Annotated in this window: 23 protein-coding genes; 9 read left to right on the top strand and 14 right to left on the bottom strand. The window is 72.4% G+C overall.

Going from position 1 to position 23,224, the window contains the following annotated elements:
• Positions 1-22 precede the first annotated feature (22 nt).
• Both SXIM_RS19960 and SXIM_RS19955 read right to left on the bottom strand, forming a co-directional pair.
• A complete protein-coding gene (locus SXIM_RS19960; RefSeq protein ID WP_052385304.1) occupies positions 23-2,155 on the bottom strand; it encodes a VMAP-C domain-containing protein in 2,133 nt (710 codons plus the stop codon).
• On the bottom strand, positions 2,152-2,562 hold the full coding sequence (locus SXIM_RS19955) for a CU044_2847 family protein (RefSeq protein WP_043177768.1): 411 nt from the start codon (positions 2,560-2,562) through the stop codon (positions 2,152-2,154). Before SXIM_RS19955 ends, SXIM_RS19960 begins: the two co-directional genes overlap by 4 nt.
• Positions 2,563-2,709: 147 nt before the next feature.
• Here SXIM_RS19955 and SXIM_RS19950 point away from each other — a divergent pair, with 147 nt between their 5' ends.
• The 3 genes from SXIM_RS19950 (at position 2,710) to SXIM_RS19940 (ending at position 4,871) form a co-directional block, all read left to right on the top strand.
• Positions 2,710-2,892, top strand: coding sequence for a DUF6104 family protein (locus SXIM_RS19950; protein ID WP_046724799.1), 183 nt, complete (start codon positions 2,710-2,712; stop codon positions 2,890-2,892).
• A 141-nt stretch (positions 2,893-3,033) separates the two neighbouring features.
• A complete protein-coding gene (locus SXIM_RS19945) occupies positions 3,034-3,912 on the top strand; it encodes a DUF4097 family beta strand repeat-containing protein (RefSeq protein WP_046724798.1) in 879 nt (292 codons plus the stop codon).
• An 11-nt stretch (positions 3,913-3,923) separates the two neighbouring features.
• Positions 3,924-4,871, top strand: coding sequence for a PadR family transcriptional regulator (locus SXIM_RS19940; RefSeq protein ID WP_030733454.1), 948 nt, complete (start codon positions 3,924-3,926; stop codon positions 4,869-4,871).
• A gap of 314 nt (positions 4,872-5,185) precedes the next feature.
• Here SXIM_RS19940 and tkt read toward each other — a convergent pair whose 3' ends face one another.
• Genes tkt through SXIM_RS19905 form a run of 7 tightly spaced genes read right to left on the bottom strand, consistent with a single transcriptional unit; the run spans position 5,186 to position 13,266 of the window.
• The gene (tkt, locus tag SXIM_RS19935; RefSeq protein ID WP_030733451.1) at positions 5,186-7,234 is read right to left on the bottom strand and encodes a transketolase; all 2,049 of its coding nucleotides are present in this window, start codon (positions 7,232-7,234) and stop codon (positions 5,186-5,188) included.
• On the bottom strand, positions 7,234-8,097 hold the full coding sequence (locus tag SXIM_RS19930) for a phosphogluconate dehydrogenase C-terminal domain-containing protein (RefSeq protein WP_030733449.1): 864 nt from the start codon (positions 8,095-8,097) through the stop codon (positions 7,234-7,236). Before SXIM_RS19930 ends, tkt begins: the two co-directional genes overlap by 1 nt.
• Complete coding sequence (locus SXIM_RS19925) at positions 8,094-8,897, bottom strand: sugar phosphate isomerase/epimerase family protein (RefSeq protein ID WP_046724797.1); 804 nt, start codon at positions 8,895-8,897, stop codon at positions 8,094-8,096. The genes SXIM_RS19930 and SXIM_RS19925 overlap by 4 nt, the downstream gene beginning before the upstream one ends.
• Positions 8,897-9,658: a triose-phosphate isomerase gene (locus SXIM_RS19920; RefSeq protein WP_046724796.1), complete on the bottom strand. Its 762-nt coding sequence runs from the start codon at positions 9,656-9,658 to the stop codon at positions 8,897-8,899. The genes SXIM_RS19925 and SXIM_RS19920 overlap by 1 nt, the downstream gene beginning before the upstream one ends.
• A complete protein-coding gene (locus tag SXIM_RS19915; protein ID WP_030733443.1) occupies positions 9,658-10,137 on the bottom strand; it encodes a ribose-5-phosphate isomerase in 480 nt (159 codons plus the stop codon). The genes SXIM_RS19920 and SXIM_RS19915 overlap by 1 nt, the downstream gene beginning before the upstream one ends.
• A gap of 1 nt (position 10,138) precedes the next feature.
• The gene (locus tag SXIM_RS19910; protein ID WP_046724795.1) at positions 10,139-11,884 is read right to left on the bottom strand and encodes a dihydroxyacetone kinase family protein; all 1,746 of its coding nucleotides are present in this window, start codon (positions 11,882-11,884) and stop codon (positions 10,139-10,141) included.
• Positions 11,881-13,266 carry an MFS transporter gene (locus SXIM_RS19905; protein ID WP_030733438.1) on the bottom strand — a complete coding sequence of 462 codons (1,386 nt, stop codon included), beginning with the start codon at positions 13,264-13,266 and terminating at the stop codon, positions 11,881-11,883. The genes SXIM_RS19910 and SXIM_RS19905 overlap by 4 nt, the downstream gene beginning before the upstream one ends.
• A gap of 234 nt (positions 13,267-13,500) precedes the next feature.
• On the opposite strand from SXIM_RS19905, the gene SXIM_RS19900 reads away from it, so the two are divergent.
• Positions 13,501-14,259, top strand: a complete 759-nt coding sequence (locus SXIM_RS19900; protein WP_046724794.1) for a FadR/GntR family transcriptional regulator — start codon at positions 13,501-13,503, stop codon at positions 14,257-14,259.
• 60 nt (positions 14,260-14,319) lie between these two features.
• On the opposite strand, the gene SXIM_RS19895 is transcribed toward SXIM_RS19900, so the two are convergent.
• Positions 14,320-15,258 (bottom strand): zinc-binding dehydrogenase, encoded by a 939-nt coding sequence (locus SXIM_RS19895; protein ID WP_030733434.1) that lies wholly within the window; start codon positions 15,256-15,258, stop codon positions 14,320-14,322.
• 103 nt (positions 15,259-15,361) lie between these two features.
• Between SXIM_RS19895 and SXIM_RS19890 the strand changes: the two genes are divergently transcribed.
• The gene (locus SXIM_RS19890) at positions 15,362-15,901 is read left to right on the top strand and encodes a hypothetical protein (protein ID WP_052385303.1); all 540 of its coding nucleotides are present in this window, start codon (positions 15,362-15,364) and stop codon (positions 15,899-15,901) included.
• Here SXIM_RS19890 and SXIM_RS19885 read toward each other — a convergent pair.
• Positions 15,885-16,298: a DUF2000 domain-containing protein gene (locus SXIM_RS19885; protein WP_030733429.1), complete on the bottom strand. Its 414-nt coding sequence runs from the start codon at positions 16,296-16,298 to the stop codon at positions 15,885-15,887. The two genes, SXIM_RS19890 and SXIM_RS19885, sit on opposite strands and share 17 nt — an antisense overlap.
• Before the next feature lie 72 nt (positions 16,299-16,370).
• On the opposite strand from SXIM_RS19885, the gene SXIM_RS19880 reads away from it, so the two are divergent.
• The 3 genes from SXIM_RS19880 to SXIM_RS19870 all read left to right on the top strand — a co-directional run bounded on the left by SXIM_RS19880 (position 16,371) and on the right by SXIM_RS19870 (position 18,717).
• On the top strand, positions 16,371-17,216 hold the full coding sequence (locus SXIM_RS19880; protein ID WP_046724793.1) for an AraC family transcriptional regulator: 846 nt from the start codon (positions 16,371-16,373) through the stop codon (positions 17,214-17,216).
• Between the two features lie 108 nt (positions 17,217-17,324).
• Positions 17,325-17,882, top strand: a complete 558-nt coding sequence (locus SXIM_RS19875; protein WP_246156907.1) for a Uma2 family endonuclease — start codon at positions 17,325-17,327, stop codon at positions 17,880-17,882.
• Positions 17,883-17,925: 43 nt separating this feature from the next.
• Positions 17,926-18,717, top strand: a complete 792-nt coding sequence (locus SXIM_RS19870) for an SDR family NAD(P)-dependent oxidoreductase (RefSeq protein WP_046725798.1) — start codon at positions 17,926-17,928, stop codon at positions 18,715-18,717.
• 28 nt (positions 18,718-18,745) lie between these two features.
• Here the strand turns inward: SXIM_RS19870 and SXIM_RS19865 are convergent, their stop codons facing one another.
• The 3 genes from SXIM_RS19865 to SXIM_RS19855 form a co-directional block, all read right to left on the bottom strand.
• A complete protein-coding gene (locus SXIM_RS19865) occupies positions 18,746-19,498 on the bottom strand; it encodes an amino acid ABC transporter ATP-binding protein (RefSeq protein ID WP_030733422.1) in 753 nt (250 codons plus the stop codon).
• 71 nt (positions 19,499-19,569) lie between these two features.
• Positions 19,570-20,529, bottom strand: coding sequence for an amino acid ABC transporter permease (locus tag SXIM_RS19860; RefSeq protein ID WP_376048858.1), 960 nt, complete (start codon positions 20,527-20,529; stop codon positions 19,570-19,572).
• Positions 20,522-21,472, bottom strand: a complete 951-nt coding sequence (locus SXIM_RS19855) for an ABC transporter substrate-binding protein (protein WP_030733416.1) — start codon at positions 21,470-21,472, stop codon at positions 20,522-20,524. The genes SXIM_RS19860 and SXIM_RS19855 overlap by 8 nt, the downstream gene beginning before the upstream one ends.
• Before the next feature lie 488 nt (positions 21,473-21,960).
• On the opposite strand from SXIM_RS19855, the gene SXIM_RS19850 reads away from it, so the two are divergent.
• Positions 21,961-23,187 (top strand): NAD(P)-dependent malic enzyme, encoded by a 1,227-nt coding sequence (locus tag SXIM_RS19850; protein ID WP_030733413.1) that lies wholly within the window; start codon positions 21,961-21,963, stop codon positions 23,185-23,187.
• The last annotated feature ends 37 nt before the right edge of the window (positions 23,188-23,224 follow it).

The raw sequence follows: 23,224 nt of genomic DNA, 5'->3' as shown, positions 1-23,224 counted from the left end.
CCCCGGAGGGGCCTGGGGCCGCTCACGGGATCTCCAGGGGTTCGTCGTACCCGGCGTGGCCGGGGTCGGAGTACAGGAGGGCGAGCCCCCGCGACCATTCGGCCTCGGGCGCCTCGGCGGCGGCCTGCGCGCGCAGCCGCCACAGTGCGGTGGGCAGCGCGGCGGCCCGGCGGACGCCGGTGACCGTACGGGTGACGCCGCCGTGGAAGTCCGTGCAGGTCAGCTCGCGGGCGGAGATCTCGCGGCGCCACAGCACCACGTCGTAGCCGGCGGCCAGGACCTGGTGCAGGTCCCGCGGGTCACCGTCGGGTGCGCCGGTGCGGCACAGCACGGGGACGGTCTCCGGGGGCCGGCCGGCGAGTGCGGCGGGAGTGGGCAGCGGGGCGGGGCGGTGGTCGGCGCAGTCCAGGACGTGCGGGCGCATGGGGCCGCTGTGCACGGCGGCCCAGCGGGTTTCCCGGGTCAGGCCGTGCTCGTGGCCGGTGTCGGGGTCGGGTGCCGGGGAGGGCCGGTCGGCGCAGCGGACGACGACCGGGCGCTGCTCACCGAGCTGCGGGCCGTCGTACGGCAGCCGCCACTCGTCCACCGGGAAGTCCAGCAGCGGGTAGGGCAGGGAGACCTGGAGCGGCACGGGGCGGCCGGGTTCGTCGCCGCGGCGGAACGCCTCGGTGAGCACCGAGCGCAGCCGCGCGGAGGGTTCGCCGGGGCCCAGGACGCGGTCCTCGCCGTCGATGGGGGTGCGTTCGCCGGTGGGCCCGGTGACGCACACCCGCCAGTCGTAGCGGTTGCGTTCCCAGCCCTGCTGGACGATCTCCAGCAGGACGTACGGGCGTGGGGCGTCGTCGGCGGGGTCGGGCAGCACGGTGGCGGCGGTGGTGTGGGGGCCGATTTCGGCGGGCCAGGGGTCGTGCTGCCAGGCGCGGCGGGTGCTGAGACGCTCGGTCCACTCCTCGCGCAGCCGGCGGCGGGACCAGCGGTCGAGTTCGGCGCCGGCGGCGGTGGAGCTGATCCATTCCCACAGCCGGCGCTCGCTGCCCCGGGGCGCGGCGTAGGGGCGGTCGGCGGTGGCGGCGTACACGGCGTAGCGCAGCACGGCGTCGAGTTCGCGCAGTCCGGGGCGGGGGTCGTAGAGCATGCCCAGGCCGTCGCGCCAGCCCCGGGGGGCGGGGAGTATGTCGTCGTAGCGGCGGCCGGCGATGTCGCCGATGATCTCACCGAGCCGGGCGGTGGACAGCGGGGGCGGCAGTTCGGCGAGCAGGCCCAGCAGTTCGGCGCGGCGGCCGGCGGTGAGCGCGCGGTGGGCGGTGGCGCGCAGCGGGCCCTGGAGGTCGGTCCAGGTGTCGCGGGTGGTCTCGTCGTCGCGGTGCCGCTGGGCGTGGTAGCGGTCATGGGCGTGCATGACGTGCTGGTAGGTGTCCTCGGTCTCGGCCGCGAGGGTGCCCGAGGGCTGGGTGATGTGGCGTAACTGGAGGATGGAGGTGGCCAGTCCGCCGTCGCGGCCGGCCGAGCGGGACGCCTTGACGACGCCGATGACCTCGCCGCGGTTGAGGTCGACGACGGGGCCGCCGGAGACGCCGTGCGGGATCTCGTCCTGGTTGCCGAGCTTGAGCCAGCCGTCGGCGCCGTACTGGCCGGTGACGGTGCAGCGGCCGTCGACCGGGCCGACCGGGCTCGCGGAGCCGGCCAGTTGGCCCCAGCCGAAGAAGTAGACGTCCTGGAGGGTGAAGCGGGCGGTGCGCTCGCTGAGCCAGACGCAGGGGTGGGGCGGCGGGTTGAGCACGCGGACGAGAGCGAGGTCGGGGCCCGGCCAGATGTCGCCGGCCGGGCTGTGCTCGGGCTGGGCCCACTCGACGATCCCGCGCACGGTGTGCGTGGCGGTGGCTCCGCCGTCGCCCATCTCCTCGAAGCTCAGGCCCACTTCGCGCTTGCCTCCCTCGCCGCTTCCCCCGCGAAGTGCGACATGGGCGCAGGTGAGCACCCATCCCGGGGCGACGAAGAAGCCGCTGCCCCAGGGTGTCGCGCCGGACACGCCCTCGGCATACCCCTCGGGCGCGGCATGGATGCGTACGGTGGCGGAGCTGAGCAGCCGGAACAGGGTCTCGATGCGGGGTACGTCCTCGCCCTGTGCGCCCCCCGTGCTGTCGTAGGGGCTCATGGGGCCTCGCCCTGGCGCCGGGCGGGCGGTACGGGGGCGGGCTCGGGGCCGGCGGGCGGGGTGCCGTGCCAGGACAGGGTGACGGTGAGGGAGCCCTTGGTCTCGCCGTCGGCGAGCAGCCCGACGATCTTTCCGGCGCGGGCGGTGAGTTCGACGCCGAAGGTGACGGAGACCTCGTCGGGGCGCACGCCGCGCAGTCCTTCGGCGAGGGAGGCGGCGACGCCGCCGATGAGGCCGCGCAGGCTGTCGAGCTGGGCGGCGGCGCGGTCGGCGATGCCGGTGTCGACGTAGCCGGTGTCGGTGTAGCCGCCGGGCGCGGTGGGGCGGTGCAGCTCCTCGAGGCCGGAGACGCGGGCCAGGACGGGGGTGCCGTCCGGCAGGCTGATCTCGGTGATGCCGTTGCTCATCGAGGCCCCCGTGGTCGCTCGCGACTGCTGGTGCCTTGCAGGTTAGCGGCCCCCACCGACAGGCGCGAGTGGCTTGGGAAAGCCCGCCTATCCTGGTGGTTTCGTTCGGTTTTTCTTGTCTTCTTTCTTTCTCTCACTGGAGTGGGCGTGTACTTCACCGACCGGGGCATCGAGGAGCTGGCGCGGCGGCGCGGCGAGGAGGAGGTCAGCTTCGAGTGGCTGGCCGAGCAGTTGCGGACGTTCACCGATCTGAACCCGGACTTCGAGGTGCCGGTGGAGCGGCTGGCGACGTGGCTGGCCCGGCTGGACGACGAGGACGAGGACGAGTGAGCCGGCGGGCGCGGGCGCGGACGGGTCGCTGAACCGGGTGGTGTCTCGCGACAGGTCTTGACTTCCCCTCAACGCGATATATCGTGTCTGGAGTAGCGACACGATATATCGTCGTGCGCCGTGATGCATGGAGGAGAGCCCATGGCCGCCACATCCCGGTGGGAGGTCTCCGGTGCGCAGACCCTCACCTTCGAGGAGCACCCCGTCCGCGAGCTGCGCGTCCGCCTCGTCGGCGGCACCGTCAACGTGGTGGGGACGAGCGACCCCACCGCCGAGGTGGAGATCACCGACGTCCGGGGCGAGCCGCTGATCGTCGAACAGGAGGGCGGACTGCTGACCGTCGGCTACGAGGACCTGCCCTGGCAGAGCTTCCTCAAAGGCTGGCCGAAGCGGCCCCGGAAGCTGATGAGGCGCGAGGCCGTGGTGTCGATCAGGGTGCCGGCCGACTGCCGGCTCTCCGCCGGCACCGTGAGCGCGGCGGCCGTCGTCAGCGGCCTCACCACCGACGCCGAGGTGCGCGGCGTCACCGGGCAGACCACCCTGGTCGGCCTGGCCGGCGCCGTGACCGCCGACACCGTGTCGGGGCGCGTGGAGGCCCAGTCGCTCGGCGGCCCCCTCGCCTTCACCTCGGTCTCGGGCGGACTGACGGTGGTGGAGGGCCGCGGCGCCTCGCTGCGCGCCGACACCGTCAGCGGCGAACTGACCCTGGACCTCGCCCCGCCCGGCGACCTCGCCGACATCACCATCACCTCGGTCTCGGGCGACGTGGCCCTGCGGCTGCCCGACCACATCAACGCCGCGGTCGCCGGGAACACCGTGAGCGGGGCCGTCTCCAGCGCCTTCCCCGAGCTGTCGTCCCACGGCCTCTGGGGCCCCAAGCAGCTCACCGGCGTCCTCGGCTCCGGCGGCGGGCGGCTGACGTGCAGTACCGTCTCCGGCGCCATCACCGTGCTGCGCCGTCCCCCCGGCGTCCACGAACAGGGCCCCTCCCCCGCCCCCGCTTCGGCTTTCCCCGCGTAAAGGACCCCCTCATGCCCCCCGTCTTCGGTCACGGCCGCCTGCGGCTGTACCTGCTCAAGCTGCTCGACGAATCACCCCGGCACGGCTACGAGGTCATCCGGCTGCTGGAGGAACGGTTCCAGGGCCGGTACGCCCCCTCCGCCGGCACCGTGTACCCGCGCCTGGCGAAGCTGGCGGCCGAGGGCCTGGTCACCCACACCGAGGAGGGCGGACGCAAGGTCTACTCCCTGACGGGGGAGGGCCGCCGGGAACTGGCGGACCGGGCCGACGAACTGGCCGCGCTGGAGCGCGAGATCAACGCCTCGCTGACCGCGCTGGCGGACGGCATCCGGGAGGACGTCAGCGGCTCGGCGCACGACCTGCGGCAGGAGATGCGGCAGGCCACGGCCCGAGCGAGGGGGGCCGGTGCGGGCGCGGGCGCCGGCGCGGGCAGCGCGGCGGGCTGGCGGGACGAGGCCCGCCGGGCCCGCCGGGAGGCCAAGCAGGCGCGCGAGGAGGTCCGCACCGAGTTCGAACAGGCCGCCCAGCGCCTCCAGGAACAGGTCCGCTCGCACGCGGCGGCCGGCGACTGGCAGGGCGCGGTCCGGGTGGGCCTCGACGGCCTGAGCCACGGACTGAACGGCTGGGGCCACGGCTTCTCCACCGGGCGCACCCCCTGGATGGGCGGCCACGAAGCGCCCTCCGGGCCCACCGAGCACGCCGACAGCGCCGAGAGCGCACAGCGCACACAGAGCCGGGAGAGCGGCGCGGAGCGCACCGAACCGGCACACGTCGCGGACCCGGCCCGCGAACTGGAACGCCTGCTGGACAAGTTCCGCGACGACATCCGCGACGCGGCCCGCGACCACGGCGTCACCCAGACCCAACTGGCCACCGCCCGCACCCGCCTGGCGGACACAGCCACCGAAGTGCTGTCCCTGCTGCGCCACTCGGACGCGGGCCGCGACAGCACGCGGTGAGGCAGCCGCGCAGGCCGGATCAGCCGGGTGCGGCCGGAAGGGGCCGGGGCCCGCGCGGTCTTCTCCCAGAAGTTCCGACGGCCGCCTGGATGGCCTTTCTCCGTGGTATGCGCCGGCCCGGTTGGAGAGAGGCAGTAGCTCCGAGAACGACGGAAGCCTGGCAGCGGCTGGGCGGAGGCGTGGGGGCCGGATGTCTCGGCGGAGTGCGGGGGGAAGGGGACACCGGCAGGTGATCGACGCGATCGTGTTCCTGTCCGGAGGTTGGACCGGGCGCCCGCGCAGCGAGGGACGCGGTGCGCGGGCGCCCGGGGTTCTCAGTGGGTGTCGGCGAGGGACTCCCGTGCCGCCTCGGCCACGGCCTCCGCCGTGAAGCCGTATTCGCGGAACAGGATCGCGCCGTCCGCCGAGGCACCGAAGTGCTCCAGGGAGACGATCCGTCCCGCGTCACCCGTGTACCGGTGCCAGGTCAGGCCGATGCCCGCCTCGACCGCGACCCTCGCCCGTACCGCCGGGGGCAGCACCGCGTTCCGGTAGGCGCGGTCCTGTTCCTCGAACCACTCCACGCACGGCATCGACACCACGCGGGTGGCGGTGCCCCGGGCCTCCAGCAGGTCGCGGGCGGCGACCGCCAGCTGGACCTCGGAGCCGGTGGCGATCAGCACCACCTGCGGCGTGCCGCCGCTCGCCTCGGTGTGGACGTAACCGCCGCGGGCCGCGTCCTCGTTCGGCGCGTACACCGGCAGGCCCTGGCGGCTCAGCGCCAGCCCGTGTGGGGTGCCCCGGCGCAGGGCCTCGCGCCAGGCGATCGCCGTCTCGTGGGCGTCGGCCGGGCGGACCACGTTCAGGCCGGGGATGGCCCGCAGCGAGGCGAGGTGTTCCACCGGCTGGTGGGTGGGGCCGTCCTCGCCGAGGCCGATGGAGTCGTGCGTCCACACGTAGGTGACCGGCAGCCCCATGAGCGCGGACATCCGTACCGCGTTGCGCATGTAGTCGGAGAACACCAGGAAGGTGCCGCCGTACGCGCGGGTGTTGCCGTGCAGCGCGATCCCGTTCAGCGCAGCCGCCATGGCGTGCTCGCGGATGCCGAAGTGGATGGTGCGGCCGTACGGGTCGGCCTGCGGCAGCGGGTTGCCCGCCGGGAGGAAGGACGAACCGGCGTCGATCGTCGTGTTGTTCGAGCCGGCGAGATCGGCGGAGCCGCCCCACAGTTCGGGGATCACCGGACCCAGCGCCTTCAGTACGGCACCGGACGCCGCGCGGGTGGCGATCTTGCCGCCCACCTCGAAGGCCGGGAGTGCGGATTCCCAGCCCTGCGGAAGGTCGCCCGCCGTGACGCGGTCGAACTCCGCCGCCCGCTCCGGCTGCGCCGTGCGCCAGGCGGCGAGGTCCTTCTCCCAGGCCAGCCGCTGCTCGCGGCCCCGCGCGACGGCGCCGCGCGCGTGCGCGATCACCTCGTCCGCGACCTCGAAGGACCGCTCGGGGTCGAAGCCCAGCACTCGCTTGGTGGCCGCGACCTCCGCCGCGCCCAGCGCGGCGCCGTGCGCGGCCTCGGTGTTCTGGGCGTTCGGCGCGGGCCAGGCGATGATGGTGCGCAGCGCGATCAGCGAGGGCCGGTCGGTGACGGCCTGCGCGGCGCGGATGGCCTCGTACAGCGCGGCGGGGTCCAGGTCCCCGTTCTCCCGCGGCTCCACGCGCTGCACGTGCCAGCCGTACGCCGCGTAGCGCAGTTCGGTGTCCTCGGAGACGGCGGTGACGGTGTCGCCCTCGATCGAGATGTGGTTGTCGTCCCACAGCATGATCAGGTTGCCGAGCTTCTGGTGCCCGGCGAGCGAGGACGCCTCCGCCGCGATGCCCTCCTGGAGGCAGCCGTCGCCCGCGATCGCGTAGATGTAGTGGTCGAACGGGGAAGCACCGAACGGCGTCTCCGGGTCGAACAGGCCGCGCTCGTAGCGGGCGGCCATGGCCATGCCCACCGCGTTCGCGACGCCCTGCCCCAGCGGCCCGGTCGTGGTCTCCACTCCGGCCGTGTGCCCGTACTCCGGGTGACCGGGGGTCAGGGAGCCGTGCCGCCGGAACGCCTTCAGGTCCTCCAGTTCCAGGCCGAACCCGGCCAGGTACAGCTGGATGTACAGCGTCAGCGAGGCGTGGCCGGCCGACAGCACGAACCGGTCGCGGCCACTCCACGCGGGGTCGGCCGGGTCGTGCCGCATCACCTTCTGGAAGAGGGTGTAAGCGGCCGGCGCCAGCGTCATCGCCGTACCGGGGTGGCCGTGACCCGCGTGCTGCACGGCGTCGGCGGCCAGGATCCGGGCGGTGTCCACCGCCCGGCGGTCCAGGTCGGACCAGGTGAACTCGGCAGTCATCAGCGCTTGATGTCCTTGATCTTCAGCATCCGCGTGATGACCTTGTCCAGTTCCTCGTCCTCGAAGACCTTCTTCCAGTCGTCACGGACGATCGACTCGCGGCCGTAGTCCATGGCGATCAGGCAGGCGTCCGAGAACGGGTTGGAGCCCTTGAGGGTGTTGGCCAGCGCGACCTGGGTGTGGCCCAGCAGCATGGCGCGGGCGGCCTTCTCCGGGACGCCGACGGTGTGCACGGTCTCGTGCAGCGCCTCGGTGAGCAGCGCGCCGACCATGCAGGCGATGGTCTCCACCAGGGTCGGCTCCAGGACGGCGAGCTGCTTGACCGTCACCCAGTGCACGTCCACGACCGGCGCGTACATGACGCGGATGACGGCCTCGGCCAGCTCCTGCTTGGCGGCGTCGCCGCCCTCGTACGCGGCCACGACCTCCTGCGGGGCGGCGATCCCGCCGAAGGTGTCCTGCCACTCCTCCTTGGTGGTGCGCTCCAGGAAGACGGAGGGGTGGCAGGGGTGCGCGCACGCGTAGTGGATGTCCTCGCGCTCGTGCAGCAGGCCGGCGTAGGCGGCGGCCGGGTCCAGGGTGAGGACGATGGTGCCCGGCTTCATCAGCGGGACGAGTTCGGCGGAGACGGTGCCCAGGACGACGTCCGGGACGGCCAGGATGACGACGTCCGCCTGCGCGGCGGCGTCGGCGGACTCGGTCAGCTCGCGGCCCAGGCCGGTGATGAGCTCCTGGCCCTTGGGGGACGCCTCGCTGAACAGCACCCGGAAGTCGCTGCGCACGAGGTTGTTGGAGACGCGCTGGCCCATCTTGCCGGCGGCCCCGATGACGGCGACGGTACGGGTGGGGGTCTCGGTGGTCATGACGCGCTCCTCAAAAGGGTGGTGATGCTGTGCCGGGTCCACCGCTCCTCGATGCGGGCGGTGGCGTCGAAGCCCTCGTCCTGCCAGGGGAGCCAGTGTTCGACGATCTGGTTGATGCCGCGCTGGTGCGGCCGCACGGCGGCGATCATGCCGTCGTAGTCCAGGAGTCCTTCGCCCAGCGGGCAGCCGGCGTAGGTGAAGCCGACCCAGCCGTCGCGGCGGGTGAAGGAGAAGTCCTTGACGTGGATGTTGACGACATACGGGGCGGTGGCCGCCACGACGTCGACGGGCCGCTCCAGGCGGGCCACGCTGTTGCCCGGGTCGAGGACGACGCCCAGCTGGGGGCGGTCCACGCCGCGTACGACGGTGAGCAGGTCGTCGGTGGAGACCTGCTCGTACGTCTCCAGGCCCAGCGTCACCCCGGCCGCCGCGTACCGCTCGACGGCGGGGCGCAGCAGGGCGATCGCCTCGTCGGTGCCCGGCCGGTGGTCGGCGGTGTTGAGCATGGAGCGCACCAGGGTGACGCCGAGGGCCTCGGCGATCTCCAGGTAGCGCGCCAGGTGTTCGGTGCGGACGCCGCGGGTGCCGAGTTCCAGGGTCAGGCCCAGGTCCTCGGCGGTGGCCCGCAGGTCGGCGAGGGCCGCCGCGTCGTACTCCTCGATGAGCGGGTAGTCGCAGATCTGGAAGACCTGGCCGCCCAGGGCGTGGGTGTCGGCCAGCATCTCGGGGAGGGTCAGCGGGCGCGGGGCGCGGGGCGAGATGCGCCAGAAGTACGCGTAGGTGCTGATGCCGTACGCCATCACGCCACCTCGGCCAGTTCGTCGAGGATGCGCTCGATGGCGGTGACCTCGTGGGCGAAGCGGCCCAGGAACAGGCCGCCGGCGGCGGGCGCGATCCGGGTGAGCAGGCCGGGGCCCGCGCTGCCGCCGTAGATGACGGTGGAGCCGGCGTGCTGCGGCTGGGCGTCCAGCCACTGGCGCAGCGCGCCGCACACGGTGGTGATGTGGGTGGCGGAGGCCGGTTCGGGCGCGCCGATGGCCCACTGCGGCTCGTAGGCGACGGTGACGGGTCCGGTCAGGCCGTGCAGCAGCCGCTGGGTCTCGGCGACGGTGCGGCGGGCGGCCTCGGCGGGGTCGGCCTCGTCGCGTTCGCCGACGCACAGCACGGGGGTGAGGCCGTTGCGCAGTGCGGCGGCGGTCTTGGCGGCCACGACGGTGTCGCCCTCGCCGTACAGACGGCGGCGTTCGGCGTGGCCGACCTCGGCGTAGCGGCAGCCGATCTCGGCGAGGGAGGGGCCGCCGACCTCGCCGGTGTACGGGCCGCTGTCCTCGGTGGCGATGTCCTGGGCGCCGACGGCGACGCCGCTGCCGGCGAGGAGGCCGGCGACGGGGACGATCGCGGGGAAGGCGGGCAGCACGAACATCCGGGCGGCGCCGCTCGTGGTGACCGGGTGGCGGGTGGCGAGTGCGGCGACCTGTTCCGCCCAGCGCAGTGTCTGCCGGTGGCCGAAGTACATCTTCAGGCTCACCCCCAGCAGCACGGGCGCGTCAGGGGTGGTCATCAGGCGGCCTCGCTGTCCTGCTGGTCCTCGTAGTCGCACATCAGCTGGACCTTGCCGGCCGACGCCGATGCGGTGTCGAAGCGGTAGGTGAGCCATTCGCGGGCCAGGCGGCGGGCGAGTTCGAGGCCGATGACGCGCTGGCCGAAGGTGAGGACCTGGGCGTTGTTGGAGAGGATGGCGCGCTCGACGGAGAAGGAGTCGTGCGCGGTGACGGCGCGGATGCCCTTGACCTTGTTGGCGGCGATGGCCACGCCCAGGCCGGTGCCGCACACCAGCAGCGCGCGGTCGGCGTCGCCGCGCGCGACGATCTCGGCGGCGGCTATCGCGATGGTGGGGTAGGCGGTGTGTCCGTCGGCGTCCACGCCCACGTCGGTGACCGAGGCGACCAGGCCGGACGCCTCCAGGTCCTTCTTGAGGGCTTCCTTGTACTGGTAGCCGGCGTCGTCGCAGCCGACGACGATGCGGAGCTTGTCGGTCATCTCAGTTTTCCCCGGTGGTGTCGGTGAGGACGCCGTGCACGGCGCGGACGATGAGGGCGAGCGAGTGGGCGCCGGCGTCGGGAGTGCCGAGGGACTTCTCGGCGTGCGGGCGGGCGCGGCCCATCTGCGGCAGCAGATCGGCGGTGGCGGCGGCGGCCGTGGTGGCGGCGGTCGCGGCGCGGTCCCAGGCGGCGGCGGTGCGGGCACCGGCGGCGGTCTCGACGGCGAGCGTGTCGGCGAACGGGACGAGGACATCGACCATGGTCTTGTCGCCGACCTGGGCTCCGCCGATCCGCCGCACCTCGTCGCAGGCGCGGGTGACGCCGGCGGAGACGGTGGCGGCGGTGGGCCGTTCGGTGTCGCCGAGGGCGTCGCCGACCGCGTGCAGGATGGTGCCCCACAGGGCGCCGGAGGTGCCGCCGGCCCGGTCGGCCCAGGCGTCGGCGGCGCGGTGCAGGACGGTGCCGGCGCCCGCGCCGCGCTCGTGCGCGGTGCGGGCGGCGGTGTCGGCGGCGGTGGCGCCGCGCAGCATGCCGATGCCGTGGTCGCCGTCGCCGGCGACGGCGTCGATGCGGCCGAGTGCGTCGGCGTGCTCCTCGACGGTGGCGGCGATGACGCGCAGCGCGGCGGCGGCGGTTTCGGCGGCCTGCCGGGAGGCGGGGGTGGCGTCGGGGATGACGTCCTCGGTCTCGGCACCCTCGGCGGGTTCGGCCGCCGCGGCGGGCTCCGTGGGGGCGGCCACGGCTCCCTTGCGGTAGGCGGGGGTGTCGGCGGGCGCGGTCCACAGCGTTTCGAGCCGCTCGTCGAGCCAGGTCAGGGTCAGCGAGACGCCGGCCATGTCGAAGCTGGTGACGAGTTCGCCGACCTCGGGCTCGACGGCGGTGACGCCGGCTTCTTCCAGGAGCTGGGCGACGCGGTGGTAGACGACGAACAGCTCTTCGTACTTCACCGAGCCGAGCCCGTTGAGGATGACGGCGGCGCGGCGCCCGCGCGGGGCGTCGACGCCGTCGGGGAGTTCGTTCAGCAGGCTGGCGACGAGCAGTTCGGCGGCCCGGTCCGCGCTGGGCAGAGCCTCCTCGCCGATGCCGGGTTCGCCGTGGATGCCCAGGCCGACCGCCATCCGCCCCTCGGGGACGGTGAACAGCGGCTGGCCGGCGCCCGGCAGGGTGCAGCCGGAGAAGGCTATGCCGAAGGAGCGGGTGCGGGCGTTGGCGTGCGCGGCGACCGCGATGACCTCGTCCAGCGGCAGCCCGGCCTCGGCGGCGGCGGACGCCGCCTTGAAGACGGGCAGGTCGCCGGCGATGCCGCGCCGCTTGGTGTGCTCGGCGGCCGGGGCGCTGGAGATGTCGTCGGTGACGGCGAAGGTCTCGGCCCGTACGCCCTCGGCGGTGAGCCGGTCGGCGGCCTGCCCGAAGTGCAGGACGTCCCCGGCGTAGTTGCCGAACATCAGCAGCACGCCGGCGCCGCCGTCCGCCGCCTTCGCGACGGTGCGGATCTGCTGCGCGGAGGGCGAGGCGAAGACGTTGCCGACCGCCGCGCCGTGGGCCAGGCCCGCGCCGACCAGGCCGGAGAAGGCCGGGTAGTGACCCGAGCCGCCGCCGATGACGACCGCGACCTGCCCGGCCGGGGTGCCCCCGGCGCGGACCACCCCGCCCGTCACCGGGCGTACCCAGCGGCGGTGTGCCGCGACGAAGCCCGCGAGGGCCTCGTCCGCGAAGGCGGCGGGGTCGTTGAACAGTCGGGTCATCGGGCGGCCTCCACTGGCTCACGGTCGCCGCCGCCGTCCCCGTCGCCGGCCACCTGGTCGGTGGTGCGGCCGTCACGGGCGGCGAGGGAGATGATCAGTACGGCGGACAGCAGCATGAAGAAGCCGACGACGTACAGGGACGCGTAGTAGCTGCCGGTCCAGTCCCGGATCCAGCCGGTGAAGTAGCTGGCGCCGAAGCCGGCGATGTTGCCCATCGTGTTGATCAGCGCGATACCGGCCGCGGCGGCGGCACCGGTGAGGAACCGGGAGGGCACGGACCAGAACACCGGCAGGGCGGCGAAGATCGCGCACGCGGTGATGGTGATCACGGCGACGGTCGCGGCGGGCGAGCCCATGTACAGGGCCAGCGGGATGGAGAGACCGCCGACGATCGCGGGCCCGGCGATGTGCCAGGTGCGGGTGCCGTGCTTGGTGGCGTGCCGGGTCCAGAAGAACAGGGCGACGGCGGCCGGCAGGTACGGGATGGCGGTGATCCAGGCCTTGTCCATCACGGAGAAGGTGGTGTCGTACTGCTCCTGGAAGCCGCTGATGATCGTCGGCAGGAAGAAGGCGAGCGCGTACAGACCGTAGATGAAGCCGAAGTAGACCAGGCCGAGCACCCACACGCGGGCGTTGGTGAAGGCGGCCTTGAGGGCGTCCTTGCCGTGGTTCGCCTTGGCGCCGGTCTTGCCCTCGCTCTCCTCCTCCAGCTTGGTGGTCAGCCACTCCTGCTCGGCGGGGGTGAGCCACTTCGCCTCGGCGGGCCGGTCGCTCAGGTAGAACCAGGCGACGATGCCGAGCACGATGGCGGGGATCGACACGAACAGGAACATCACGCGCCAGCCCTCGAGGCCGAACAGCCCGTGGTGGCCGATGAGCCAGCCGGCGAGCGGGGCGCCGAGAACGGTGGTCAGCGGCTGGGCCAGGTAGAACAGCCCGAGGATCTTGGTGCGGTGGCGGCCGGGCACCCACTGGCTGAGGAAGAGGATCGCGCCGGGGAAGAACCCGGCCTCGGCGACACCCAGCAGGAAGCGCAGCACGTAGAGCTGGCCGGTGCTGTCCACCCAGGTGAACAGCAGCGAGACGACGCCCCAGGTGACCATGATCCGGGCCAGCCAGCGGCGGGCTCCGAACCGGTGCAGGGCCATGTTGCTGGGCACTTCCAGCACGATGTAGCCGAGGAAGAAGATCCCGGACGCGAAGCCGAACTGGGCGGCGGTGAGGGCCAGGTCGTCGCCCATGCCGTTGGGCTCGGCGAAGGATATGGCCGTCCGGTCCAGATAGTTCACGAAGAACATCAGTGCCACGAAGGGCACCAGACGGATCGAGATCTTCTTGATCGCAGATCTCTCCACTGGCGTGGTGTGGGCGTCAGCACCCATGGTGACTCCTCGGCTCGCCGGACAACTCCGTCCGGGTGGGTCCTTCCGGCAGTGCCATGAGCGGCGGCTCTCTGCCGGACTGCGGACACGCTAAGCCTCAACTGGTAAATTGGTCACCAATTCATCGGAGTGATGAATATCACATAACGGGCTGTATCCCCACACTTGACGTTCCGCTGAACATTTCGGATGGATCGCGGCCGTCGCTGCGCACGCCGTCCATCTGGTGTACTGGTGTGCGTGACCACCCAGTCAGATCAGCAGCCCGCCGCCACCACCGACTTGGCCCAGCTCCTGCGCCCCGTGGTGCGGGAGTCCTCCGTCAGCGAGGTCGCCAAGCGGCTGCTCGACCATCTGACCTCCGGCGACATCCGGCCCGGCACCAGGCTGCCCGCGGAACGCCAGCTCGCCGAGGCGCTGGGCGTCGCCCGCTCCAGCGTGCGCGGCGCGCTGTCCGCGCTGGACGTGCTCGGCATCATCGAGATACGTCCCGGCTCCGGCTCGTACGTGCGCGAGGGCACCTCGGAATTCCTGCCCCGCGCCATCAACTGGGGCCTCATGCTGGGCCAGCGGCGCACCCGCGACCTGGTCGAGGTCCGCACCCACATGGAGGCCGTCTCGGCCCGGCTGGCCGCGCAGCGCACCTCGGACGCGGACGTCGTCCTGCTGGAGGAGCACCTTCAGCACATGCGGGACGCGGGCGGCGACGCCAAGGCGTTCATCGAGGCGGACATCGCGTTCCACCTGGAGACCGCGCGGATCGCCGGGAACACCGTCCTCAGCGACATCCTGCACAGCATCCGGGCGCTGCTCCAGGTGTGGATGGAGCGGGTCAGCGACATCGAGGGCACCGTCAGCGGCACCCTGTGCGAGCACGACGCCATCCTGAAGGCCATCCGCGACCGGGACCCCGAGGGCGCCGACCGCGCCATGGCCGAACACATGCGGATGGCCAACGAGCGGCTCAGCGCGGCGATGGAGCACGCGAGCTGACGGCGGGGCCCGTTCGGCCCCACTCCGGCTCCATCAGGCCCCGCCGCGCCGCGCACCGCCTCAGACCGTGAACACGATCTTCCCGTAGAGATCACCGGCGGCCATCCGCGCGAACCCCTCGCGGGCCCGGTCCAGCGGCAGCACCGTGTCGATGACGGGCCGCACCCCCTTGGCGGCGCAGAAGCCGAGCAGCCCCGCCAACTCCTCCCGCGTGCCCATCGTGGAGCCTGCCACCGTCAGCTCCAGGAAGAAGATCCGCTGCAACTCGGCGGCCGGCGGGTTGGGCCCGCTGGTGGCCCCGGAGATCACCACGGTCCCCCCGGGCCGCAGGGACTTCAGCGAGTGCGACCAGGTGGCGGCACCCACCGTCTCCAGCACCGCGTCCATCCGGTGCGGCAGCCGGACGCCCGGCTCGAAGACCGCCTCGGCGCCCAACTCCAGCGCCCGGCGCCGCTTGTGCTCCTCCCGGCCGGTCACGAACATCCGCAGCCCGGCCGCCGCGCCCAGCACGATCGCGGCCGTCGCCACTCCCCCGCCCGCGCCCTGCACCAGCACGCTGTCCCCCGGCCGCACCCCGGCCTTGGTGAACAGCATGCGGTACGCCGTCAGCCAGGCCGTGGGCAGCGCCGCGGCCTCCTCGAAGGACAGCGCGGGCGGCTTGGGCAGCACATTGCCGGCCGGCACCGCGACCCGCTCGGCGAGGGTGCCCTGGTACTTCTCGGACAGCAGGGTGCGGCGCGCGCCGCCGATCACCGGGTACACCACCACTTCGTTGCCGTCCTCGTCGACACCGGCGCCGTCGCACCCCAGGATCATCGGCAGCGACCCGGCGTCCAGCCCCACCCCGCGCAGTGACCACAGATCGTGGTGGTTGAGCGCCGCCGCCCGCAACCGCACCACCGTCCAGCCCGGCGGCACCTCCGGCTCGGGCCGCTCCCCCAGTTCCAGGGCGGACAGCGGGTCTTCGGCATCCAGGCGTGCTGCGTAGGCGGCAAACATGAGGTCAACGCTATCCCTTGGCCGTTCCGCAGGGAGGTACTTCGGTGGGACGATGAGAGGTCGCCTCCGACCAGGAGGCCCACAGCAGTTCGGGGAGGCACAGATGGGCATGGTCTTTCTGCGGCGGCTCAGCCGGTGGCAGGCGGAGTCCCAGCGCGAGCAGATCGCCGACATCCACAACGCGGCCTACCGCGACGCGTTCGGCGAGGTGCCGCTGGAACGGCAGGATTTCATCCGGCGGCTGACCGACCACGACGTCCAGCAGGAGGACTTCGACCTGCTCCTGGCCAGCGATCCGGCGCTGGTGGGCGCCGCGTACGGGTACCGGGTGGAGCGCGACTCGGCCTGGTGGCGGGAGTTCGAGGATGTCCCCGTCGAGATCGACGAACTGGCCGGCTCCCGGCAGGTCTTCGTGGTCGCCGAGCTGATGGTGGTCCCCTCGCGCCGCCGGGAGCGGGTGGCCTCGCGCATGCTGAGCGACCTGCTGGCCCGCGCCACCCCCCAGGTGGCGCTGGCCCTGCTGGCGCCGGGAGACACGGTGGCGCGCACCGCGTACCAGTCCTGGAACTGGACCAAGACCGGTCAGCTGACGCCGCACGACGCGCCCCCCAAGGAGGTCTGGTCCACTACCCGTGCAGCGTGAGGCCCTTGACCACCTTGTCGACCGGGGTGCGCGGCCCGTAGAGCCCCAGCCCGACGAGGTTCAGCTTCCCGGCCTCGACGGAGCGCACCGCCGCCCGGTTGTCGGCGTCGTTCCCGGTGGCGAACATGTCCTCCGTGTACACGGCGACGGCCAGGCCCCGGGAGAGCGCCCGCGCGTGGGTACGGGCAAGGGCGGCGCCGTCCGCCGCGAAGACGAGCACCGGCTCGCGCAGCAGCCGCAGGTACTGGTTGCCCGAGGCGTCCGCGTAGGCCTCGGAGCCCATGACGTCGTCGGTGGCGTGCGCGATGCCGGAGGAGAGGAAAGCGGTCACATTCAGCTTCTGCCAGTCCGCGAGATCCTCGCGGACCACCACGGCTGCCTTGGTGTCGAAACGCATGCCGGTGATCCTGCGGCGTCCACCGGCCGGACGTCTTGAACGCTGGTGCGCGCCGGGCGGCACACTCGCGGGATGAGCACGACCCCGACCGGCGCGCCGGAGCAGGACTGGGTCCGCTACTGGCGGGACCCCGAGCGCCCGCTGGAGGCGATGCGGGCCCACTTCACCCGCCACGTCTTCCACCGGCACAGCCACGACGCGTACTCCTTCGCGGTCACCGAGTCCGGCGCGCAGCGCTTCCGCTGCCGGGGTGCGGAACACACCAGCAGCGCGGGCATGGTGATGGCGTTCAACCCGGACGACCCGCACGACGGGCGGACCGCGGCGGAGCTGGGCTTCACGTACCGGATCATGCATCTGCACCCCTCGGTGGTGCGCGAGGTCCTCGCGGACGCCGGGGGCGGTACAGAGCGCGGACTGCCGCTGTTCGACCGGCCGGTGCGGCACGCCCCGGCGCTGTACCGGGCGCTGCTGGGGCTGCACCACGCGCTCGTCGCCGGGGCGGGAACGCTGGTGCGCGAGGAACGGCTCAGCTCGGTGGTGACGGCCCTGGTGCGCGAGGCCGCCACCGCCCGCCCGAGGATCGCCACCGCCCGGGCCGGCACGGACGCGGCGCGCCGGGCCAGGACGCTGCTGGACGACAGCTGGCAGCGGGACATCGGCGCGGACGAACTGGCGCGGGCCGCCGGATGCAGCCGGTACGCGCTGTACCGGGCCTTCCGCGCGGCGTACGGGATGCCGCCCAGCGACTACCAGCGCCTGCTGCGGCTGCGCGCGGCCCGCCGCCTGCTGGCCACCGGCACCCCGCCCGCCGAGGCGGCGGCCAGCTGCGGCTTCGCCGACCAGCCGCACCTGACGCGGTGGTTCACCCGCGTCTACGGCATCACCCCGGCGACGTACCGCGCTGCGGCGGGCTGAGTAGCGTCGATGCGGAAAAGGACCGACAGGGAATGAGGCGCGTCCGCCACCTGTGACAGACCGGGTCGTTGAACTCAACGGCACCGGTAGTAGGATGCCATGACACCCATGACCGCCAATCCCGGGATGACTCCGCTGCGGCGCGCCGCCGAGGCCGCGGAGGATGCCTCAGGTCTGCGTGCTGAGATCATCCGAGGAGTCCTCATGATGTCGCGGACCCCGTGCGGGAAGCACAACGGGATCATCACCGACCTCTTTCGCCAGCTGATCCCGGCCCTTCCGGAGCACCTGCTGCCTTTCCAGATCTCGTCCGTCGCGCTGCCGCACGATCCCGATGACTACGCCACGCCCGACGTGATGGTCTGTGACGCCGCCTTCGAGGGCTCCGACGACTGGCTGGCGGAACCGGGCTCGGTGGAGTTGGTGGTCGAGGTCGTCTCCAAGGGCAACAGCAGCAAGTACACCCGCGACATGGTCAGCTGGTACGCGGACGCGAACATCCCCGTGTACCTTCTGATCGACCCCCGGGAAGGCAACTGGACGCGGTACACGGTGCCGCGCGACGGCGAGTACCAGGGAGTGCTGCACGGCCTGTACGGCGAGGATGTCGAACTGACCGGGCTCGGCCTCAAGATCACCACGGCCCGGTTCCCCCGCTACTCCTGAAACCCGTTGCGGGAACGCGGCGCGCTGGGGCAGCGTGCTGGGCATGATCGATACCGGGCTCAGTGACAGCGTCGTTCTCGTGACCGGGGCGCACCGCAACATCGGGCGGGAGATCGCCCTCGCCTTCGCCGAGCAGGGGGCCGCGGTCGCCGTGCACTACTACGCGGGGAACTCCTCCGGCCTGCCGGAGGGGGTGGAGGCCGGGCACTACGTGGGGGACGCCCGGGCCGCCGAGGAGACCGTGGCGCGGCTGCGCGAGGCCGGGGCGCCGGACGCGTGCGCCGTGGCCGGTGACCTTGGGGCGCCCGACGCGCCCCGCGCCCTGCTGGACGCCGTCGAGGCGTGGCTGGGGCCGGCCGGGGTGCTGGTGAACAACGCCGCGCACACCGAGGTCCCGGACGGGGTGCTGGATCTCACCGCGGAGAGCCTGCACCGCAACTACACCGTGAACACGTTCGCCCCGGCGCTGCTCACCGCCGAACTCGCGCGCCGCTCCCCCGCCGGGGCGGCCGTCGTCAACATCTCCACCGACGCCGCCCGCGCCTTCTCCGGCCAGCTGGGGTACGGCACGTCCAAGGCCGCGCTGGAGGCGTTCACCCGCGCCGCCGCCATCGATCTGGGGCCGCGGGGGGTACGGGTCAACGCGGTTGCGCCCGGGCCGGTGCAGACCGGGTGGATGTCGCCGGAGCTGATCGACCGCGTGCTGCCGGACATCCCGCTGCGCCGGGTGGGCACGCCGCGCGACATCGCGGACGCGGTGGTGTTCCTGGCGTCCCGGCAGGCCACCTGGATCACCGGGCAGGTGATCCAGGTGGCCGGCGGGCACGTGCTCTAGACCGCTCCGGGCCTCGGGACGGCGGTGTCTACAGGACCTTCGACAGGAAGGCCTTGGTCCGCTCGTGGCGGGGGTTGGTGAGGACCTCGCGCGGGTTGCCGGACTCCACGACCACGCCCTCGTCCATGAACACCAGGGAGTCGCTGACCTCGCGGGCGAAGCCCATCTCGTGGGTGACCACGATCATGGTCATGCCGTCCTCGGCGAGGCCGCGCATCACATCGAGGACCTCCCCGACGAGTTCGGGGTCGAGCGCCGAGGTCGGCTCGTCGAACAGCATGAGCTTGGGTTCCATCGCCAGCGCCCGGGCGATCGCCACCCGCTGCTGCTGTCCGCCGGACAGCTGCGCCGGGTAGTGGTCCGCGCGGTCGCCGAGCCCGACCCGCTCCAGCAATTCCTGGGCCTGTTCCCTCGCCTGCGACCGGGGGACGCCCTTGACCTGGACCGGCGCCTCCATGACGTTCTCGGCGGCGGTCATGTGCGGGAAGAGGTTGAACCGCTGGAAGACCATGCCGATGTCCCGGCGCTGGGCGGCCACCTCGCGCTCGCGCAGCTCGTACAGCTTGTTGCCGCGCTGCCGGTAGCCGACCAGCTCGCCGTCCACGTACAGCCGCCCGGCGTTGATCTTCTCCAGGTGGTTGATGCAGCGCAGGAACGTCGACTTGCCCGAGCCCGAGGGCCCGACCACGCAGAACACCTCGCCGCGCCGCACCTGGAGGTCGATGCCCTTGAGGACCTCGACCGGGCCGAAGGACTTGTGGACGCGCTCGGCCTTCACCATGGGAAGGTCCGTGACCGCTGCTTCGGCCGTCGCCACCGCGGTGGCACCGTCCGTGCCGGTCGCCTCGTCGCTCATACGGTCTCGCCCCCCACCTTGCTCTTGGTACGGAAGGAGGTGAGCTGCTGACCGATGCGCCGCAGCGGGGTCGGCGGCTGCTCACGGTCGGTGCCCTTGGCGTAGTACCGCTCCAGGTAGTACTGGCCGATGCTGAAGACCGTGGTCAGCAGCAGGTACCAGACGCTCACCACCATCATCATCTCCATCACCGCGAGGTTGCGGGAGGAGATGGTGTTGCCGGCCCGGAAGAGTTCCTCGAAGTAGATCACCGACGCCAGGGACGATGTCTTGAGCATGTTGATGAACTCGTTGCCGGACGGCGGGATGATCACGCGCATCGCCTGCGGCAGCACGATGCGGCGCATCGTCTTGGCGCCGTTCATGCCCAGCGCCTGCGCCGCCTCGGTCTGGCCGCCGTCCACCGACTTGATGCCGGCGCGGGCGATCTCCGCCATGTAGGCGGCCTCGTTCAGGCCGAGCCCCAGCAGGGCGGCCAGGAACGGGGTCATGACGTCGTTCATCTCGTTCTTGTAGAAGCCGAGATTGAGCGTGTCGAAGATGTAGGAGAGGTTGTACCAGAGCATCAGCTGCACCAGTACGGGCGTGCCGCGGAAGAACCAGATGTAGGCGTACGCGACCGAGGACAGCACCGGGTTGTCCGACAGCCGCATGACCGCCAGCAGCATGCCCAGGACCAGGCCGAGCACCATGGCGCACACCGTGATCCACAGGGTGTTGAGCGCGCCCTCCATGATGCGGTCGTAGGTCAGGTAGTCGCCGACCACACCCCAGTTGATCTTGGCGTTGGCGAAGGCCCACACGATGAGGCCGAGCACCGTGAGCACCAGGACGGCGCTGATCCAGCGGCCCCAGTGACGTACCGGGACCGCCGTGATCGCTTCCGGCGGGACCTCACCGGCGGGCGGGCCGCCGGGGTCCTTGTCGAGATCGAGGGACACGGATCCGTCACTCACCCGCGTTGACGGTGGCCTCGTCGATGGCGCCGGTCTCGGCGTTCCACTTGGCCAGCACCTCACCGTAGGTGCCGTTGTCGATGATCTCCTGGACGGCGGCCTGGAGGGCGTCGCGCAGCTCGGTGTTGTCCTTCTTGACGGCGATACCGTACGGGGCGGCGTCGATCTGCTCGCCGACGACCTCGAAGAGGTCACCGCCGCCCGCGTTCAGCTCGTTGTACAGCGCCACCGGGAAGTCGGTGATGACGGCCTGGGCGCGGCCGCTCTGGAGGGCGGTGATGGAGTCGGAGTCCGTCTCGTTGATCATCGGGCTGATCGCCTCGTCGCACGTCTCCTGCTGGGCGTCCAGGAGGTACTCGTTGGCGGTGCCGCGCTGGGCGGCGACGGTCAGCCCGCACAGGTCCTCCACGCCCGCGACGCCCTCGGGGTTGCCCTTGGCGACGAGGATGGCGGAGCCGGCCTGGAAGTAGTTGACGAAGTCGGCGCCGCCCTCGGCGTCCTCGCTGATGCCGTTCTGGCGGTCCTTGGTGTCCGTCATGGCCGACATCACGATGTCGTGGCGGCCGTTGTTCAGGCCCAGGACCAGGCCGTCGAAGGTGCCGTCGCTGAAGGTGAGGTTCACGCCGAGGACCTCGCCCAGGGCGGCGGCGATGTCCGGGTCGATGCCGGCGATCTCGTCGTTCTCGTCGAAGAACTCGATGGGCGCGTAGTCGATGTTGGAACCGACCTTGATCTCGCCCGCCTCCTGGATCGCCTCGGGCAGCAGGTCGAACAGCGGGGCCTCCGCGTTGGCGCCCCCGCCTCCGCCCGCGCCGGAGGAGCCGGATCCGTCCGACCCCTTGTCCCCGTCGGTCTGGTCGCCGCAGGCGCTGAGCAGCAGCACCGAGGCGGCGGCGAAAGCTCCCAGGACCGTACAGCGGGAGCGGCGGGTGAGGCTGGTCATGGCGTGGTCCTCCTGGGGGTGGGGAGTATCCGAGGCCGGGCACACGTCTTCGAGTGTCACGACTGTGTTTGTTACTTGTGCATGGGACGAGTAGGCATCCTGCCATCCGCAGGTCGAGTTGCGTCCACCGCTGCGTCCCGATCGGATAACGGACATCCAGCACCGGTCACCGGGAGTGACGAACTGCCCCGCCCTCGTGGGCACGTGACCTGCGTGTAACACGGGTGAGAGATCCGTCACCCAGGATGGTCGCCGGGTCCGTGGCCAACGATCGGGCGTGCGCACGGACCGGCCATCAGGTAGAACGATCCGTTACACCCCTCACCCGGGGACCTGGGCGCGTGTGCGGCGCGTCCGGCGTCCGCGCCACTCCCCTACGGCGGCCACTCGCCGGCCGGGACGCGGACGTGGTGCCCGCCCGCCTCCCGACCGGAAGGCGGCCAATCCTCGTGAACTCGCAGCAGTGCAGCAAAAAGGGGTCAACTCTCGTGACATCGGAGATCATCAATCCTCACGCCGCGACCGCCGTGACCGGCGTGCCCGGCGTGGACAGCGACGACAACCTCCTCGACCCGGTCTTCGCCCTGCACCGGGGCGGCAAGATGGCCGTCACCTCGACCGTGCCGGTGCGCGACGCCGCCGATCTGTCCCTCGCCTACACCCCGGGCGTCGCCACGGTGTGCGCGGCGATCGCCGAACAGCCCGAGCTGGCGCACGACTACACCTGGACCTCGCAGGTGGTGGCCGTGGTCACGGACGGCAGCGCGGTGCTGGGCCTCGGGGACATCGGGCCGGCCGCCTCGATGCCGGTGATGGAGGGGAAGGCGATCCTCTTCAAGGAGTTCGGCGGGGTGGACGCGGTGCCGCTCGCGCTGGAGTGCCGCGAGGTGGACGAGATCGTGGAGACGGTGGCGCGGCTGGCCCCGTCGTTCGGCGGCATCAACCTGGAGGACATCGCGGCGCCGCGCTGCTTCGAGATCGAGCGCAGGCTCCAGGAGCGGGTGGACATCCCGGTCTTCCACGACGACCAGCACGGTACGGCGGTGGTGACGCTGGCGGCGCTGCGCAACGCGGCGCGGCTGAGCGGGCGCGGCCTGGCCGAACTGCGGGTGGTGATCTCGGGCGCGGGCGCGGCCGGGGCGGCGATCGCGAAGATCCTGCTGGGCGCGGGCATCGGCGATGTGGCGCTGTGCGACCGCGGGGGCGTGCTGTCGGTGGACCGGCCGGGGCTGACCGGGGTGAAGGCGGAGCTGGCGGCGGCGACCAACAAGGCGGGGCTGAGCGGCTCGCTGGCCGACGCGCTGGCCGGCGCGGACGTGTTCGTCGGGGTGAGCGGGGGGACGGTGCCGGAGGAGGCGGTGGCGACGATGGCGCCGGGTGCGTTCATCTTCGCGATGGCCAACCCGACGCCGGAGATTCACCCGGAGGTGGCGGGGCGGTACGCGGCGGTGGTGGCCACCGGGCGCAGCGACTTCCCGAACCAGATCAACAACGTGCTGGCCTTTCCCGGGATCTTCGCGGGTGCCCTGCAGGTGCGGGCGGCGCGTATCACGGAGGGCATGAAGCTGGCGGCGGCGGAGGCGCTGGCCGCGGTGGTGGCGGACGAGCTGTCGGCGGACCGGGTGATCCCCTCCCCCTTCGACCCCCGGGTGGCCCCGGCGGTCGCGGCGGCGGTGGCGGAGGCGGCCCGCGCCGAGGGCGTGGCCCGCAGGTAGCACCGGCCCGGGGCGTGGGGGGAGGCGCTGTCGCGCA

The organism is Streptomyces xiamenensis (assembly GCF_000993785.3).
GTDB classification, from domain to species: Bacteria; Actinomycetota; Actinomycetes; order Streptomycetales; family Streptomycetaceae; genus Streptomyces; species Streptomyces xiamenensis.
This window is presented reverse-complemented; position numbering and strand designations above follow the sequence as displayed.

Bases quoted from the DNA above. Each gene is read 5' to 3' on its own strand.
- SXIM_RS19960 (WP_052385304.1), bottom strand. From the start codon at position 2,155: ATGAGCCCCTACGACAGCACGGGGGGCGCACAGGGCGAGGACGTACCC.
- SXIM_RS19955 (WP_043177768.1), bottom strand. From the start codon at position 2,562: ATGAGCAACGGCATCACCGAGATCAGCCTGCCGGACGGCACCCCCGTC.
- SXIM_RS19945 (WP_046724798.1), top strand. From the start codon at position 3,034: ATGGCCGCCACATCCCGGTGGGAGGTCTCCGGTGCGCAGACCCTCACC.
- SXIM_RS19940 (WP_030733454.1), top strand. From the start codon at position 3,924: ATGCCCCCCGTCTTCGGTCACGGCCGCCTGCGGCTGTACCTGCTCAAG.
- tkt (WP_030733451.1), bottom strand. From the start codon at position 7,234: ATGACTGCCGAGTTCACCTGGTCCGACCTGGACCGCCGGGCGGTGGAC.
- SXIM_RS19930 (WP_030733449.1), bottom strand. From the start codon at position 8,097: ATGACCACCGAGACCCCCACCCGTACCGTCGCCGTCATCGGGGCCGCC.
- SXIM_RS19925 (WP_046724797.1), bottom strand. From the start codon at position 8,897: ATGGCGTACGGCATCAGCACCTACGCGTACTTCTGGCGCATCTCGCCC.
- SXIM_RS19920 (WP_046724796.1), bottom strand. From the start codon at position 9,658: ATGACCACCCCTGACGCGCCCGTGCTGCTGGGGGTGAGCCTGAAGATG.
- SXIM_RS19915 (WP_030733443.1), bottom strand. From the start codon at position 10,137: ATGACCGACAAGCTCCGCATCGTCGTCGGCTGCGACGACGCCGGCTAC.
- SXIM_RS19910 (WP_046724795.1), bottom strand. From the start codon at position 11,884: ATGACCCGACTGTTCAACGACCCCGCCGCCTTCGCGGACGAGGCCCTC.
- SXIM_RS19905 (WP_030733438.1), bottom strand. From the start codon at position 13,266: ATGGGTGCTGACGCCCACACCACGCCAGTGGAGAGATCTGCGATCAAG.
- SXIM_RS19895 (WP_030733434.1), bottom strand. From the start codon at position 15,258: ATGTTTGCCGCCTACGCAGCACGCCTGGATGCCGAAGACCCGCTGTCC.
- SXIM_RS19890 (WP_052385303.1), top strand. From the start codon at position 15,362: ATGGGCATGGTCTTTCTGCGGCGGCTCAGCCGGTGGCAGGCGGAGTCC.
- SXIM_RS19885 (WP_030733429.1), bottom strand. From the start codon at position 16,298: ATGCGTTTCGACACCAAGGCAGCCGTGGTGGTCCGCGAGGATCTCGCG.
- SXIM_RS19880 (WP_046724793.1), top strand. From the start codon at position 16,371: ATGAGCACGACCCCGACCGGCGCGCCGGAGCAGGACTGGGTCCGCTAC.
- SXIM_RS19875 (WP_246156907.1), top strand. From the start codon at position 17,325: ATGACCGCCAATCCCGGGATGACTCCGCTGCGGCGCGCCGCCGAGGCC.
- SXIM_RS19870 (WP_046725798.1), top strand. From the start codon at position 17,926: ATGATCGATACCGGGCTCAGTGACAGCGTCGTTCTCGTGACCGGGGCG.
- SXIM_RS19865 (WP_030733422.1), bottom strand. From the start codon at position 19,498: ATGGTGAAGGCCGAGCGCGTCCACAAGTCCTTCGGCCCGGTCGAGGTC.
- SXIM_RS19855 (WP_030733416.1), bottom strand. From the start codon at position 21,472: ATGACCAGCCTCACCCGCCGCTCCCGCTGTACGGTCCTGGGAGCTTTC.